The sequence below is a fragment of the Arthrobacter sp. StoSoilB19 genome (assembly GCF_019977275.1).
In the GTDB taxonomy this organism is placed as follows: Bacteria; Actinomycetota; Actinomycetes; order Actinomycetales; family Micrococcaceae; genus Arthrobacter.
On sequence record NZ_AP024650.1, the window covers coordinates 1,160,548 to 1,173,593 of the forward strand.

Sequence of the window (13,046 nt, forward strand, 5' to 3'; positions counted from 1 at the left end):
CAACAATGGCGCCATGACCCATGAGCAGCATGAATCCACCGCGCCGGAACCAGACCGCGCCGCCCACCCCGCATTCGAAGCCGCCTACCAGGCCGCCCAAAAGAGCCTGGCCGAGGGCGGGATCCCCATCGGGGCGGCGCTCGCCCGGGACGGCGTGGTGGTTGCCAGCGGGCATAACGAGCGGGTCCAGAACGCCGATCCGATCGCGCACGGCGAGATGTCCGCGCTGCGCGTCGCCGGCCGGCAAAAGAGCTACCGGGACACCACGCTCTACACCACGCTGGCACCCTGTGCCATGTGCGCGGGAACCATCATCCAGTTCAAGATCCCCCGCGTGGTGGTGGGGGAGGCACGCACGTTCGACGGCGAATTGGAGCTCCTGCGGTCCCGCGGGGTTGAGGTGGTGGTGCTGGACGATCAGCGCTGCGTGGACATGATGCGCACCTTCCAGTCCGACCACCCGGAGCTGTGGGCCGAGGACATCGCGGAGTAGGGGTGCGAGGCAGCTGGCTAGCTGCCCGGGGAGATCGTGTGAAGTCCTGCTCGGGTTGCTGCCCCCAGCAGTTCCTTGCCGAAGGCGATCAACCGGTCTGCTTCAAGCCTGATCGCAGCCGCGAGGTGGATCGCGTCCGCGCTGCGCAATTTACCTGGCAGTGCGGCCGCGTACAGGAGGTCTGAACGCGTCAGGTCCACCAGGTTGATTCCGGTCAACACCGCGTTAACCAGTTCCGGCGGCAGGCCGCGGCGGTTGGCGGCGCAGTGCAACTCCGTGTGAAGGAGCATCGAGGCAACAAGTCGGTCACCCCGCTGCGCCGCCGTTGAAAGAAACTCCGCAGTGGGACCGGACTCAGGTTCCTCGACCACCAGTTTCAGGGCCGCCGACGTGTCGACGTACAGAATCACCGGTCGCCGCGGAGGTCTGCGATTATGTCGGCCGTGCCCACATCAGACGTCACGCGTTGGAGCAACTGGAAGTCGACCAGGCTTTCCGCGGCCTGCCGCACGCTGCCGGACAGGAGCAGGCGCTCGAAGGGTGAGGCTGCAGGCGGGATAAGGGTGGCGGCAACTTCGCCGTTATTCGTAACATCGATGGTTTCGCCGTTTTTCACCCGCTCCAGGATTTTGCTGCTTTGATTCCTTAGCTCGCGGTGGGGGATTGTTGTCATGGCACACCTCCGTAGCAATCGTAGCATTCGCTTCGAAGCCTAGGACTCAACGACTGACGGCAGCCACCTCAACCTGTACCCCTGCGTCCCGGAACTTCTGCACCTGGGCGGGGTTGGCGCCGTCGTCCGTCACCAAAGTCCATGGCAGCGCCAGCCGCACCCAGGCGTGGAAGGGGCGCAGCCCCAGCTTGGAGGAGTCGGCCAAAACATAGACTTCCCGGCCGCGCCGGGCCATGAGCTCCTTGAGCCGGGTCTGGGCATGGTCGGCTTCGCAGATGCCGTCCTCGGCCGTGACGGCGTCGGCGCCCAGGAACACGCGGTCAAAGCTCATCCGCTCCAGCGCCGCCTCCGCCAGCGGACCCACAAAACTCTGCGAAAGGCTGCGCAGCCGGCCGCCCAGGCAGTCCACCTCGATGCCCTCGGACTCGGCCAGTTCCTGCATGGTGTTGATGCCCGGCGTGGTGACCGCGAGCTTCCCGAACCCGCGCAGTTCGTGGGCCAGGGCACCCACTGTGGAGCCGGCGTCGAGCAGGATGTTTTCCCCGGGCCGGATCAGGGCCGCCGCCCAGCGGGCGATGGCGTGTTTCTGCTCGAACGCCTCGCCGGTGCGCTGCCGCAGCGACGCCTCGGGGTGGGCGCCCAGTGCCATGGCACCGCCGTAGGTGCGGGCCAGCCGGCCCTGTCCGTTCAGCAAAGCCAGGTCGCGGCGGATGGTGGAGGCCGTCACCTGGAACCGGGCGGAGAGCTCCTCCACGGAGGCCAGCCCGGTGGTCACGGCAAGGTGGTAGATCTCCTCGCGCCGCGCGTTTGCGCTCAGCATTCCCGGTCTCCTCCCGTGGGCATGGCGGTGGCAGTGCTAACCATGCTAGTTCCGGCTCCGGCAAGTTCCGCAGCCCAGAGCCGGCAAAACGGCCGGTCAGCAATATTACGCTGACCGGCCGATTCTTCCGTGCGGCTAGGGGGCCTCGTCGCGCGACGGCGCCAGGTCAACTGCCTGCCGCAGTGCCTCCAGCAGCGACTCATGGTCCGCGATGTTCTTGCCCGCGATGTCGAACGCCGTGCCGTGGTCCACGGACGTGCGCACCACGGGCAGGCCCACCGTGATGTTCACGCCGTTCTCCAGGCCCAAAACCTTCACCGGGCCGTGGCCCTGGTCGTGGTACTGGGCCACCACCAGGTCGAAGTCGCCGCGGCCGGCCAGGAAGAACAGGGTGTCCGCCGGGAGCGGGCCAAAGGCGTCGATCCCGTCCGCCTGGGCCTTCTCGATGCCCGGCTGGATCTTCTCCGCCTCCTCGCCGTAGCCGAACAGCCCGTTCTCGCCCGCGTGCGGGTTGATGGCGCACACGGCGATCCGCGGATTCTCGATGCCGGACGCGCGCAGCAGTTCATAGCCCCGCTTGATGGTCCGGTACACCAGGTCGCCGTTGATCTTGGCGATCGCATCGATCAGGCCGATGTGGGTGGTCACGTGGATGACGCGCATCTTGGGCGCCGTCAGCATCATGGACACTTCCTCGGTGCCGGTCAGTTCGGCAAGGAGTTCGGTGTGGCCGGGGAACTTGTGCCCGGCCGCGTGCAGCGCCGCCTTGTTCAGCGGCCCGGTGCAGATGGCGTCCACCTGCCGGTCCATGGCCAGCTGGACGGCCTTCTCGATAAAGAGGTAGGACCCGTGTCCGGCGGCGGCGGAGAGCTCGCCCCAGGCAAGGTCCTCCGGGATGCAGTCGATGTCCAGCACGTCGATGGTGCCTTCCTCGAACAAAGCCTCGGACGGCTCCAGGACCGGGCGCAGGGTCAGCGGGCTGGCGACGATGTCCGCTGCCAGCCGCATCCGGCGGAGGTCGCCGATGACCAGCATCCGCGCCTTTGACCGAAGCTCCGCGTCGGCAAGCGCTTTGACGATGATTTCCGGGCCAATGCCGGCCGCATCGCCCATGGTGATGGCAACAATCGGGCGTCCCATTATTTGATACTCATTTCAGTCGTGGTGGCAGTAAGGAAGTTGGTGGTCCGGGCCAGGGTCCCGGCGTCGCCGAACGCGCCGGCCTTGGTGACCAGCAGGGGAAGTGACCCGGGAAGCAGGCTCATCACGACGCCGGGCTCAATCTCTCCGAGGACGGTGAAGCTGCCGGCGCCGAGGGCTTTCAGGACCGCCGTGGCCGTCTCCCCGCCGGTGAGGACCAGGGCGTCGCAGTGCCCGATGCCCGCCGCGGTGGCACGGGCCAGGGCCGCCGCCACAACAAGTGCCTGCGACTTGTCCACGGCGCCCATGGGGTCCGGGGTCAGCACCACGTTTGTCCGCCCCATCGCCTGGGCAACCAGGTGAGGGACCGCAGTGCCGTCCAGGGTGGCGTGGTCCAGGGTGATGTGTTCAGCCCCGGCCGCGACCAGCTCACCAATCTGCTGCCGGGCAAGGGCGGAGTAGCTGCCGATCACGGTCAGGGTCCGGCTGACGCGCCGAACCTGCGCGTTTTGCGCAGAGGCTCGTTCTTCGCGGTCCGCGATGTGCCCTGCCAGGCCGCCGGAACCGACCAGGAGGGCGGGGAAGTCCAGCAGGTCCGCGGCAGCCGCGATGGCCTTGAGGTCATCGTCGGAGACGGCGTCCAGTACGACGGCGTCAATTCCGCGTTCCTGCATGTCCCGCAGGTGCCGCGCGAGTTCCTCCGGCGTGCGTCCGGTTGTTCCGGCGACTTCGGCGGTGAGGCCGCCGGCGGCGAGTGCCGCGGCGGTGTCCCCGTCAAAGTTCCCTGCGGTGTGGGGAACACCGTTGACGCGCACGATGCCGCCGAGGGTGGTCCGTCCCGTGCCCGGGAACGCGGGGGCAACAACGGCCAGGCCTTTGCCGCGGCCCTGGGCGAGCCGCGCCAGTGTTGCCGCCACTTCCACGCCCACGTTGCCGCGCAGCAGTGAATCAATCTTCTTGAAGACCCGCCGGTGCTGGCCCAGGGCCCGGCCGGCCGCCGCCGTGACGGCCTTGGCTGCTTCCGCGGGAGGCAGGTAGCGGCTCTCGGTATTGATCGAAAGAATCCCGGCGTCGGGCCAAGCGCTGTCGATGTCGAGGATGACGGAACTGCTGTGCGTGGGCCCGTAGGCTGCGGCCGCATCCGCCGCTCCCGTCAGGTCGTCGGCAATGATTGCCCAGCGCATGGCTGCGTTGGTGTTCATACTGCTGGGGACACCTCGAGAGTCTCCACGGTCTGCTTGGCTTTCAGGCGCTTAGCGTACCAAGCGACCATGAGGGGGCAGCCGATGGCGGTGACCACCACGGAGGCGGCAACCAGCACGGTGGCGGGGCCGGCTGCGGGAGCGTAGGCCGGATTGGCTGCCGCCACCAGCATGGGAACGGTCGCTGCGTTGCCGGCCGTGGTGGCTGCCGCCAGGCCGGCAATGCCCGAGCCGCCGGTCAGCTTGTCCGCAAGGAAGAGCACGGCGCCGCCGGCGATGAGGACGAACAGGCCGAGCGCCACTCCCAGCAGTCCCGCGTTGACAACCTGTCCCAGGTTCAGGCCGAAGCCCAGCGCGAGGGCGAAGAACGGAATGAGGACGGGGGCCGCGGAGGACAGGAACTTGCGCATGGCCGGATCCAGGGCGCCCAGGATGGCTCCGAGGAGCAGGGGGATGATGGCACCCACCAGGGCCTGCCAGGGGAAGGCGGACAGTCCGGCGACGCCGAGGGTCACCATGGTCAGGAAGGGGCCGGATTCCAGGGTCATGACGGAGTAGGCCGCCACATCCTTGGGCTTGCCGTACTGGCCCATCAGGGCCATGTACATTCCGCCGTTGGTGTCATTGAGGGCCGCCAGGATGGCCAGGACAGAAAGGCCCGACAGGATCCCGCCGTCAATGGGAAGTTCGCCCAGGAACCTGCCGGCGATGACGCCGATGATGATCGCGAACAGGACCTTGCTGCCGAAGAGGACGCCGCCCTTTTTCAGGATGTACGGGGTGGCCTTGATATCGATGCTGGCGCCCATGCAGACATAGAAGACCGCAAGGATGGTGGTGCCACCGGTGAAGAGTGCGCCGGTGAAGGAGCCGAAGAACTTGGCGGAATCCGGGGCGAAGGTGCCGAGAAGGGCACCGATCAGCAGGGGAATCAGCATCATGCCGCCGGGAACTTTTTCCATGGTGGCCTTGATTGGGACAGACATGAATCAACCTCATTGTTGTTGGGGGAGAGGGGCCGAGCAGTCAGCTCGAAGCATGATGTAGATCATATGCCGCACTGCGCGTTAAGCGCAAGCCACCTTGCGTGAACCGCGCAGCACGTTGGAGGCCGGCATCGCGGCGTTGCGATGTCTCACGCTTCCCGCGAGTAGCATTGCTGCCACTTGACCAGCGTCGGAAGGAAGCAGCGCCATGCAGTACGTCGTCATGCAGGTGATCCTCAAGGAGAAACTGTGGGGAACCGGTTCGGGCAACCTGACCTCGCTGGAAAAAGCCATCAACGACCAGGCCGCGAAGGGCTACCGGCTCCACACCATCACCACGTCCAGCAGCGGGAGCAAGGGACTTGGCGGCGGTGACCGCATCCAGGCAACGATGGTCTTCGAGAGCCTGGTCTAGGTCCACACCTCCAATCGAGCCGCGACCCCTGAATAGCCCGCCGCGATGAGTCAGGCTGCTGTCCGGGAGGCCCGCCGACGATGGACCGGAACCATTGGGTGGCTTTTGCTCGTCCTCGCCTCGATGGTCCTGATCGGCTATGGGATTGTGCGCGCCGATTTCTATTTCTGGCTGCCCACTCCGGCGGAGATGGAGGAGTCCTGGGTCGGTAACCGCTTCACCTACGGCGGATGCGTGATGTCGATCGCGGCCGCCATCTGGTCGCACCGTCGTGGCAACCCCATCTGGGTGACTGTCTGCGTGGGGCTGCCGGGTGTGCTCGTGGGCTGGGCGGCACTGGCGGAGCCCTACAACCTGATGCGCTTCCTGGCCGCCGTCGTTGCGTTCCCACTGGCCCTGGGCGGCGTTGCTGAGGTTATCTGGGCGCGGGGCCGCCGACAACGGGGATAGCTGGGAAAGGCCTTCGGCATTCTTGGGCACCGCCCCCCGCAGGATTCACAGCACTCCACCCTTGACAGCCGGTCCAACGCGTAAGGAGGATCAAGGTGCCGGTGCGCGTGGCTGCCTAATGCACGCCGACCTGCGGTTTCGCTGCTCGAAAGGGGATACGGGATGCGGCAAGCACTCCCTCGCCACAAACCCTTCCGGCATGTAGCCGCAGTTTCCGCAGTCCTGCTGGCGCTCTCTCCCACGGCCTGCACGCCGAAGCCGCCGGAGCCCGCGCCTCCCGGGCCCGATGTCCATATCGCCGCGGTGGGCGACATGAACCCCGCCGACAACGTTGACCCTGACAGCCCGTCCGGGCGGAACGGCGCGGCGATAACCAAGCTTGTGGAGAACAATGAGATTGACGCGTTCCTGGGGCTGGGGGACTTCCAGTACGAGACCGGATACTGCGACAACTACGTGAAGACCTGGACACCGCTGTGGGGCGGCACCAAACCCAAGCTGTATTGGGTGTCCGCGCCCAATCACGACTGGGAACCCGGCCGCAACGAAGACCTGGCGAAGTTCATGAACGGACAATGCCCGGGATCTCCCGAGAAGGCGGCGATCAACCAGGAGCGTGGATTCATCCCGAACGGCGAGCCGTACTCGAAGGACTTCGGCAACTGGCACTTCGCCTTCCTGTCGTCCGCGCTGTGGCGGTACGACAAAGCGGAAGCTTCGGCTGCAACCACGTGGCTGGACAAGGACCTCGCCGCCGCCCAAAAGGCGGGGAAGTACCTGGCTGTCGTGTACCACGAGCCCTACTTCACCTCGGATACGGAGGAGCACGGGCGGGCCGGTGACCAGAAGCCGTGGATCGACCTGATGTGGAAGTACAGGGTCCGGCTGACTTTGTCGGGGTCGCAGCACAACTACGAACGGTCCTGCCCGGTGAACAACGCGGACAAGTGCGTCAATGACGGGATGACGGCATTCCAGGTGTCCACCGGAGGCATCGATACGCGCCCGTTCATCAGCAAGCCAAAATACATCGCCAAGCGCTTCAGTGACACCCGCGGCTTCCTTCGGCTGACTCTGCACGGCGACGGGTCCTTCGACTGGAACTTCGTCCCCACCGCCGGCTCCAGCAAGGACTCGGGAACCCGCTCCGCACCCTAGGGCTGCACCCATGGAGATAGAACCCCGGTGACCTTCGCCTCTACATCCACCGACGCCTGGCAAGCAGACTGGAGCGCAGGAAGTGCGGAGCAGGGAGGTGGCTCGCCGTGCCGCAGTGGGATCTGGGAATTGCCGGCCTGTTATTGCTGGCGGCCATGTCGCTCGCCTTCGGCCTGCTGGCCCACCTGATTGTCGGCAGGCACGTGACCCGCTGGCTCTGGCTCTACGCGGCCCTGGCCTATTTCGTTGCCGGAATCCTGGTCAGCGAAGCCTGGTTCGGCTGGGCTACCGAGGAGGAGCTGCAGCCGAACATTGACGGGCTGTCCTTCGACGAAGTGCAGCTGGTGACTCTCGCCGGCCTCATCGCTGCGCTCACTGCGAGGTTCATGCTCCGGAGGAAAGGCCGCGCCGGAGGATCCGCAGGGAAACCGGCCGGATGAAGCCCTGACCGCCGGCTGAAGCCCTGACCGCTACTTTGCCCGGACGAGCGCACCGATCCACGTCGCGCCGAGCCAGGTTGAGAACCTCTCGTCACTCCAGCCGCGCTGCCCCACCAGCTGGGCCCACAGTGTGCCGTCCATGGTGGCGAACAGCACGTCCCTGCATTCCTCCTCGCTGACGCCCAGGTGGCCGGTCGCAGCCGCGGCGTGCGCGTAGCGGGTGGCCACGTCCAGGCGCCGGTCCGCCCACTCGGCGAGCATGGCGGCGGCGTCGGGCTCGCTCGCAGCAGCTCCGGTAAGGGCGTCCAGGAGCGGAAAGATGCGGCGGTTGCTCGCCGTCACGAAGACGGCGTGGCGGCGGATCCTCTCCGACAGGTCCGGCTCGGCCAGGATGGACTGCATCTCCTCCCTGTCATAGAGCGCCACGTCCGCTTCATCCCCCCGGAAATCGACATACCAAACGTGCCTGAGCAGCGATGCCTTGGTGCCGAACGTGGCGTATACGGTCTCGACGGAGACGCCGGCGCGCGCGGCCACCTGCTTGATGGTGGTCTGGCCGTATCCCTGGGCAATGAAGAGTTCGTTCGCCGCCGCGATGATGGTCCGCCGGGTTTCTGCAGCCTGCTCCTGGCGGCGACGGGAATCGTACTGCCTCTTGATCTTCCGTTCCATTGGATGCATTATAGCTGTATTCAAAACAGTATGACTGTAATGGAGTTGGTCATGTCCACCGAAACGGATGCATTCCTGGCCGAAATGATTCCCCGGCAGCGGGCCGCGGACGCCGCCATCCACAACGGTGACGTCGCCCCGCGCATCGCGCTTTGGTCGCAGGACGATCCTGTGACGCTCTTCGGGGCGCGGCTCAGCGGCACCGGCTGGGCCGAGGTGGAGCCGATGTTCCACAGCGTGGCCTCGTGGTTCACGCACGCAGACTCCTTCGACCTGGAGATCATCGCTGCCGGAGCAAGCGGCGACCTCGCCTACACCGTGGGCTACGAGCACACCTCCGCCACCGTCGACGGAACGCCGCGCCAGTACACCTTGCGGGTAACGCACGTCTACCGCCGGGAGGACGGGAACTGGCGGATCGTGCACCGGCATGCGGACTTCCCGCCGGGGGAGGCCAACGTTCCTTTGCCTGGCGCCCGGACCGGCACCTAACGGCGGGCGGGCCATGCACAAGGAAGTCATGCACAAAGAAGCCATGCACAAGGAAACGGACGCGTTCCTGGCGGAGATCCTGCCAAAGCAGCGGCACATGACGCTGGCGCTGCACAAGGGAGACGTGGCACCCCGCCTGGCCCTGTGGTCACACCGGACCCCCGTGACGTTGTTCGGTGCACACATCTCCGGAGCAGGCTGGGCGGACCTCGAACCCAAGTTCCGCCAGGAGGCCCGCCGGTTTACGGGATCTGCCGGATCTGAGTTCGAGCTCGTCGCCGCGGGTGCCAGCGGAAGCCTCGCCTACACGGTCGGCCTTGAGCACAGCAGCGCCGTGGTGGATGGCATCCCCGCCGTCTACACGATGCGCACAACGCACATCTACCGCCGCGAAGAGGGTGCCTGGCGGATCGTCCACCGGCATTCTGATTTCCTGGCAGATCAAAACTCCCAGCTGGCCACGAGGGTTTAGCGGGCAGGCTCAGCCACCGAGTTCCAGCGTAAACACCCACAGCAGCACGTCCTCGCCGGGCACATGCCAATCCCGTTCCGGCGCACGGCGGAAGCCCAGCGACCCGTACAGGGCGTGCGCGCGCTCCATGAACGTGGCGCTGGTGATGCTGATGGCCCCGATGTACGGCTGGCCGGCGAATGTCAGCGTCACCGCTGCCACCACCTTCCCGGCGGACTCCGCCACCCACACCTCGGCATGGGCGGCGCGGTGCTCCACGTCTTCCAGCACGCCCATGTAGGGATGGTCTGCCGCGAAGTGCCCGGCCCGGGCGTACGCGTCCCGGGTGATGCGCATGACCTCGGGAAGGTCCGACGGCGCCGCCCGCCGCAGTGTCACGCTCACCGTGTGTCCACGGCCGGGGCAATCCGCTCCAGATAGTAGCCCAGCCGTGCCAAATCGGGCTGGGAGGAAGGGTCGCCGACAGCGTCGGCACCCACCAGGTTGGCAGCAGAAAGTGCCGAGGTGTAGTCCAGGCCCCGCTGCAGCGCCAGGACCAGGGCGGCGCAGAACGCGTCCCCGGCGCCGATGGTGCAGGTGTTCTGGGCAAGGGATTCAGGGAGTGGCCGGCAGACGTACGGAGGGATCTCGAGCGGAGTCGGGAGCACTTCCTGGGCCCGGCAAATTTCGGACGCTGGGATGCGGTCCAGGCAACGACGCATCTGCTGCGGGCCAGCGACGTCGTGGAGGCAGTGCGGCTTACTTCAGCCCGGCGGGCGCCCGTGCCGGAGGTTCCGGGCATGGAGGTACACCATCAGCACCAGGAGCGGAACGTGGATGGCGGGCAGGTTGTGCGCGAACCATCGCGGCAGGTAGATGTCGGTGACGGAGCCGCGCTCGGCGCCGTAGCGCTCCGCGAGTCCGGTGAGCGGACAGCGGAACCCGTTTCCGGCGAACACCATTGATTCGGCGGCAACCACGGCGGCCGCCCACCCCACCCGCCTGTCCGTGCGGCCGGCCAGGCCGCTGTAGAGCACGTAGATGACGCAGGACTCGATGGAGAACCAAGCCAGTGTGTGGACGGCCCTGACCGCCGCCACCGCAGCTTGGCGCCGCAACAGAACGCCTACAGCGTCTCGGGAACCGGGCGTCCGGGGAACAGCGTTGAGTACTGTTTCCGGTACATCCGCCGTCCCACCAGGCGGTAGGCGAGCCGCACCGGGGGAGGGATTTCCTTGAACAGTTCTTTCCGGTCCGCCGGCGGGTTGGTAGCCAGCACCATGCCGAGGTAGCCCACCAGGAATTTCTTGTCGAGTTCCTGGATCCCGTGCTGCCCCACCGCGGCAGCTTCCTTCTCCGTCATCACCCTGTCAGCAACCGGCATCATCTCCGTGACTTCGCGGCGCAGATGTACGTTGAGGACGCCGGACAGGTCTTCATAGCGGGCGGCGAGTTCCGCGCCGGACTCCTCATCCGCCGTCTGCATCCAGCGCAGCCGGACCGGCTCGATGGCCTCCAGCCTCTGCGTGACCTGCCTGTGCTGCTCAAGCATCTGCCCCACATGCAGCGCGCATGCCGGTGCCCGCTCCTTCAGCTGCGGGTACATCAGGAGGTCTTCGCCTTCGTGGTGGATATGCAGCACCTTGTCGAAGTTGCCCAGCACTTCGCCCACGTAGGCTGCCCGGGCAGTGTCGCCGGCGGCGGCGGAGCGCACCAGTCCCGGCGCCTCGCCGTAGGCCCAGAGGAAGAACCGGTGGATGCGCCGCATCGCTGCCGTCCCCGCGCACAGGACGGGTCCCGCCGGCAGGGGAGGCGCCGTCTCGCCGGGCTGCATTGTGAAGAAGTCGGTCATGTGCGTGGCCCTTTCCAGTCTCGCGAGACAAAGGACCTCTCCCCGGGAGCATCGTAGCCCCGGGCTCCACGGCGCACAACGGATTTGCAGAAGTACGACGGCGACGGACCAGGCCTTAATGCGCGCAGGGCCGGGTGCACCCGGAGGGGCTGCGCGGCAGGTCCTGACACCGGTACTACTTAAGTAGTAAATTAGGTTCATGGAAGGCAAGGTCGCTGCGATGCCGGAGCTTGATGGCGTCACCCACAGATGGATGAACATCCGCGGCATCCGATTGCATATCGCTGAGGCAGGTAGCGGGGATCCCCTGGTTCTCCTGCACGGCTTCCCGCAGAACTGGTGGGAATGGCACGGCGTGATGCCCTTGCTGGCCAGACATTACCGGGTGATCGCGCCGGACCAGCGGGGTTTCGGTTGGAGTGATGCACCACAGGGCCGATACTCAGCCGGGTTGCTGGTGGAGGACGTCATCGGACTCATGGCAAAGCTTGGCATCAGCCGAGCCCGCTTCCTCACCCACGACTGGGGTGCCATCGTGGGGCAGCTACTCGCCATGCAGCGGCCTGATCTTGTTGAGGCACTCATCGTTACAGGTGCCCCCGACGTCCACATCAGGCCCAATGCCCGGCTGGTTTTGGTCTTTCCCAAGCTGTGGCACGCCTTCGCCCTGGCCGTTCCATTTATCGGCCCGCGGATCCAGCGGAGCCGGAAGGTGATGCAGCACCTCTTCACAGCATTTGAACCCGCAGGGGGCGTATCCGAGGCGGACATGAACCTCTACAACGCAGCAGCCGCAAAGCCTGCCAGGGCAAGAGCGGGCTCGGCACTCTACCGCGGCACCATCCTGCCAGCCTTCCTGAAGATCATTTTCGGGGTGTACGGCCGGCGCGACTTCACGGTCCCCACCCTCGTCCTTATCGGATCCATGGAACCATCGGCCACCCTGCAACGGATGGGCCACCGCCGCGGCCGGGGCGGCAACGTCACCACCGAGATCGTGCCGGGTGAGGGGCACTTCATCGCCGACCACCGGCCGGAACTGGTCTCCGGCAGAGCTATGGAGTTCTTCAGGACTCCGCGCGCTGCTTGACCCCGCGGAGCACGCCAACTTCCATGTAGTGGTGCAGCGGGTCGCCAATGAAAAGGTCGACGGCGCGTGCCAGCAGCATCGCGCCCGGAACGTTTTGGAGGGTGAAGGCCAAAGCCCGGGTTGCCATGGGAGCGTCGGGCCCGGCACCGCGCGCCGCGGCGCTCAGGTACCCCTTGCCGCGGTACCGGATGATCAACCGGGTGCGGTTCCCCGGCAGGGGCCGCAGGATGAACTGTTCTCCCGCCACCAGGTGCCGCTTGGGCTCAAGCGCGGTGACGGTCGCGTACACGCCCCCGCCATACGGTACCTTGTCGCCCACCTTGAGGTCCTGCAGTTCCGGGTGGATTCGGGTTGCAGACTGTTTGCCCTCGACGTACCGGGCATGGAACAGGGCACGCTCGACCCGGTCATGCGTGTAGAACCCGGCGCGGTAGATTCCCATCTGCACGATCCACGGCCACACGCGCTCGGGCGGGGCGTCGATGCTGATGGCCCTGGTGCTCTGGATCACCGGTTGGGGCTCAAGGTCGTCGCCGGGCAGCCGCTCCACGGCTTCCGTGCCCTCGGTTCCCCAGCGCAGCATGGCCGGACGCCACAGCAGATATGCCGTGATCTGTACGCCGAGCGACGCCGCCAGGAGCTGCAGGCGCCTGCGCCGATTAGCTCCGCCGTCCGTCCGTCGCAAATATCGCAGTCCGGCCATAGCCGCAAC

General features: G+C 66.4%; 19 protein-coding genes and 1 pseudogene. 8 read left to right on the plus strand and 12 right to left on the minus strand.

The genetic code is table 11. From position 1 onward, the window contains the following. Window positions 1-13: 13 nt before the first annotated feature. Window positions 14-493 (plus strand): nucleoside deaminase, encoded by a 480-nt coding sequence (locus LDO86_RS05360; RefSeq protein ID WP_224084363.1) that lies wholly within the window; start codon window positions 14-16, stop codon window positions 491-493. A 17-nt stretch (window positions 494-510) separates the two neighbouring features. Here the strand turns inward: LDO86_RS05360 and LDO86_RS05365 are convergent, their stop codons facing one another. The 6 genes from LDO86_RS05365 to LDO86_RS05390 all read right to left on the minus strand — a co-directional run bounded on the left by LDO86_RS05365 (window position 511) and on the right by LDO86_RS05390 (window position 5,314). Next, the gene (locus LDO86_RS05365; RefSeq protein WP_224084364.1) at window positions 511-903 is read right to left on the minus strand and encodes a type II toxin-antitoxin system VapC family toxin; all 393 of its coding nucleotides are present in this window, start codon (window positions 901-903) and stop codon (window positions 511-513) included. Next, the gene (locus LDO86_RS05370) at window positions 900-1,166 is read right to left on the minus strand and encodes a type II toxin-antitoxin system prevent-host-death family antitoxin (RefSeq protein ID WP_224084365.1); all 267 of its coding nucleotides are present in this window, start codon (window positions 1,164-1,166) and stop codon (window positions 900-902) included. Before LDO86_RS05370 ends, LDO86_RS05365 begins: the two co-directional genes overlap by 4 nt. Before the next feature lie 46 nt (window positions 1,167-1,212). Beyond that, window positions 1,213-1,986: a DeoR/GlpR family DNA-binding transcription regulator gene (locus LDO86_RS05375; RefSeq protein ID WP_224084366.1), complete on the minus strand. Its 774-nt coding sequence runs from the start codon at window positions 1,984-1,986 to the stop codon at window positions 1,213-1,215. A gap of 135 nt (window positions 1,987-2,121) precedes the next feature. Then, complete coding sequence (pdxA, locus tag LDO86_RS05380) at window positions 2,122-3,126, minus strand: 4-hydroxythreonine-4-phosphate dehydrogenase PdxA (protein WP_056393322.1); 1,005 nt, start codon at window positions 3,124-3,126, stop codon at window positions 2,122-2,124. Then, on the minus strand, window positions 3,126-4,328 hold the full coding sequence (locus LDO86_RS05385) for a four-carbon acid sugar kinase family protein (protein ID WP_224084367.1): 1,203 nt from the start codon (window positions 4,326-4,328) through the stop codon (window positions 3,126-3,128). Before LDO86_RS05385 ends, pdxA begins: the two co-directional genes overlap by 1 nt. Then, a complete protein-coding gene (locus LDO86_RS05390; RefSeq protein WP_018770443.1) occupies window positions 4,325-5,314 on the minus strand; it encodes a 2-keto-3-deoxygluconate permease in 990 nt (329 codons plus the stop codon). The genes LDO86_RS05385 and LDO86_RS05390 overlap by 4 nt, the downstream gene beginning before the upstream one ends. Before the next feature lie 208 nt (window positions 5,315-5,522). On the opposite strand from LDO86_RS05390, the gene LDO86_RS05395 reads away from it, so the two are divergent. The 4 genes from LDO86_RS05395 (at window position 5,523) to LDO86_RS05410 (ending at window position 7,777) form a co-directional block, all read left to right on the plus strand. Next, window positions 5,523-5,729, plus strand: coding sequence for a DUF4177 domain-containing protein (locus LDO86_RS05395; RefSeq protein WP_018770442.1), 207 nt, complete (start codon window positions 5,523-5,525; stop codon window positions 5,727-5,729). 45 nt (window positions 5,730-5,774) lie between these two features. Next, complete coding sequence (locus LDO86_RS05400) at window positions 5,775-6,179, plus strand: hypothetical protein (RefSeq protein WP_155845590.1); 405 nt, start codon at window positions 5,775-5,777, stop codon at window positions 6,177-6,179. A 162-nt stretch (window positions 6,180-6,341) separates the two neighbouring features. After that, window positions 6,342-7,337, plus strand: coding sequence for a hypothetical protein (locus LDO86_RS05405; protein ID WP_018770440.1), 996 nt, complete (start codon window positions 6,342-6,344; stop codon window positions 7,335-7,337). A gap of 107 nt (window positions 7,338-7,444) precedes the next feature. Continuing rightward, on the plus strand, window positions 7,445-7,777 hold the full coding sequence (locus tag LDO86_RS05410) for a hypothetical protein (RefSeq protein ID WP_018770439.1): 333 nt from the start codon (window positions 7,445-7,447) through the stop codon (window positions 7,775-7,777). 30 nt (window positions 7,778-7,807) lie between these two features. Here LDO86_RS05410 and LDO86_RS05415 read toward each other — a convergent pair whose 3' ends face one another. After that, window positions 7,808-8,449: a TetR/AcrR family transcriptional regulator gene (locus tag LDO86_RS05415; RefSeq protein ID WP_018770438.1), complete on the minus strand. Its 642-nt coding sequence runs from the start codon at window positions 8,447-8,449 to the stop codon at window positions 7,808-7,810. Window positions 8,450-8,500: 51 nt separating this feature from the next. On the opposite strand from LDO86_RS05415, the gene LDO86_RS05420 reads away from it, so the two are divergent. Together LDO86_RS05420 and LDO86_RS05425 are read left to right on the plus strand one after the other, a co-directional pair. Beyond that, entirely contained in the window at window positions 8,501-8,941 is a 441-nt protein-coding gene (locus LDO86_RS05420) for a nuclear transport factor 2 family protein (protein WP_018770437.1), read from the plus strand. Window positions 8,942-8,969: 28 nt separating this feature from the next. Further along, window positions 8,970-9,413: a nuclear transport factor 2 family protein gene (locus tag LDO86_RS05425; RefSeq protein WP_224084368.1), complete on the plus strand. Its 444-nt coding sequence runs from the start codon at window positions 8,970-8,972 to the stop codon at window positions 9,411-9,413. Between the two features lie 9 nt (window positions 9,414-9,422). Here LDO86_RS05425 and LDO86_RS05430 read toward each other — a convergent pair whose 3' ends face one another. From LDO86_RS05430 to LDO86_RS05445, 4 genes and pseudogenes are all read right to left on the minus strand, one after another. Then, window positions 9,423-9,749 (minus strand): hypothetical protein, encoded by a 327-nt coding sequence (locus LDO86_RS05430; RefSeq protein WP_081620226.1) that lies wholly within the window; start codon window positions 9,747-9,749, stop codon window positions 9,423-9,425. 44 nt (window positions 9,750-9,793) lie between these two features. Further along, window positions 9,794-9,985: pseudogene (locus tag LDO86_RS05435) on the minus strand (PfkB family carbohydrate kinase); the annotation flags it as partial. 171 nt (window positions 9,986-10,156) lie between these two features. Continuing rightward, window positions 10,157-10,510 (minus strand): hypothetical protein, encoded by a 354-nt coding sequence (locus tag LDO86_RS05440; protein WP_223994348.1) that lies wholly within the window; start codon window positions 10,508-10,510, stop codon window positions 10,157-10,159. A gap of 8 nt (window positions 10,511-10,518) precedes the next feature. Next, a complete protein-coding gene (locus LDO86_RS05445; protein ID WP_018770432.1) occupies window positions 10,519-11,244 on the minus strand; it encodes a hemerythrin domain-containing protein in 726 nt (241 codons plus the stop codon). A 199-nt stretch (window positions 11,245-11,443) separates the two neighbouring features. On the opposite strand from LDO86_RS05445, the gene LDO86_RS05450 reads away from it, so the two are divergent. Continuing rightward, window positions 11,444-12,334 (plus strand): alpha/beta hydrolase, encoded by an 891-nt coding sequence (locus tag LDO86_RS05450; RefSeq protein ID WP_155845588.1) that lies wholly within the window; start codon window positions 11,444-11,446, stop codon window positions 12,332-12,334. Here the strand turns inward: LDO86_RS05450 and LDO86_RS05455 are convergent. After that, window positions 12,312-13,037, minus strand: a complete 726-nt coding sequence (locus LDO86_RS05455; protein ID WP_051081399.1) for a hypothetical protein — start codon at window positions 13,035-13,037, stop codon at window positions 12,312-12,314. The genes LDO86_RS05450 and LDO86_RS05455 overlap by 23 nt on opposite strands. Window positions 13,038-13,046: the final 9 nt, after the last annotated feature.

Coding starts and splice junctions, on each gene's coding strand:
- LDO86_RS05360 (WP_224084363.1), top strand. CDS start 14: ATGACCCATGAGCAGCATGAATCCACCGCGCCGGAACCAGACCGCGCC.
- LDO86_RS05370 (WP_224084365.1), bottom strand. CDS start 1,166: ATGACAACAATCCCCCACCGCGAGCTAAGGAATCAAAGCAGCAAAATC.
- LDO86_RS05375 (WP_224084366.1), bottom strand. CDS start 1,986: ATGCTGAGCGCAAACGCGCGGCGCGAGGAGATCTACCACCTTGCCGTG.
- pdxA (WP_056393322.1), bottom strand. CDS start 3,126: ATGGGACGCCCGATTGTTGCCATCACCATGGGCGATGCGGCCGGCATT.
- LDO86_RS05385 (WP_224084367.1), bottom strand. CDS start 4,328: ATGAACACCAACGCAGCCATGCGCTGGGCAATCATTGCCGACGACCTG.
- LDO86_RS05390 (WP_018770443.1), bottom strand. CDS start 5,314: ATGTCTGTCCCAATCAAGGCCACCATGGAAAAAGTTCCCGGCGGCATG.
- LDO86_RS05395 (WP_018770442.1), top strand. CDS start 5,523: ATGCAGTACGTCGTCATGCAGGTGATCCTCAAGGAGAAACTGTGGGGA.
- LDO86_RS05400 (WP_155845590.1), top strand. CDS start 5,775: ATGAGTCAGGCTGCTGTCCGGGAGGCCCGCCGACGATGGACCGGAACC.
- LDO86_RS05405 (WP_018770440.1), top strand. CDS start 6,342: ATGCGGCAAGCACTCCCTCGCCACAAACCCTTCCGGCATGTAGCCGCA.
- LDO86_RS05415 (WP_018770438.1), bottom strand. CDS start 8,449: ATGGAACGGAAGATCAAGAGGCAGTACGATTCCCGTCGCCGCCAGGAG.
- LDO86_RS05420 (WP_018770437.1), top strand. CDS start 8,501: ATGTCCACCGAAACGGATGCATTCCTGGCCGAAATGATTCCCCGGCAG.
- LDO86_RS05425 (WP_224084368.1), top strand. CDS start 8,970: ATGCACAAAGAAGCCATGCACAAGGAAACGGACGCGTTCCTGGCGGAG.
- LDO86_RS05430 (WP_081620226.1), bottom strand. CDS start 9,749: ATGCGCATCACCCGGGACGCGTACGCCCGGGCCGGGCACTTCGCGGCA.
- LDO86_RS05445 (WP_018770432.1), bottom strand. CDS start 11,244: ATGACCGACTTCTTCACAATGCAGCCCGGCGAGACGGCGCCTCCCCTG.
- LDO86_RS05450 (WP_155845588.1), top strand. CDS start 11,444: ATGGAAGGCAAGGTCGCTGCGATGCCGGAGCTTGATGGCGTCACCCAC.
- LDO86_RS05455 (WP_051081399.1), bottom strand. CDS start 13,037: ATGGCCGGACTGCGATATTTGCGACGGACGGACGGCGGAGCTAATCGG.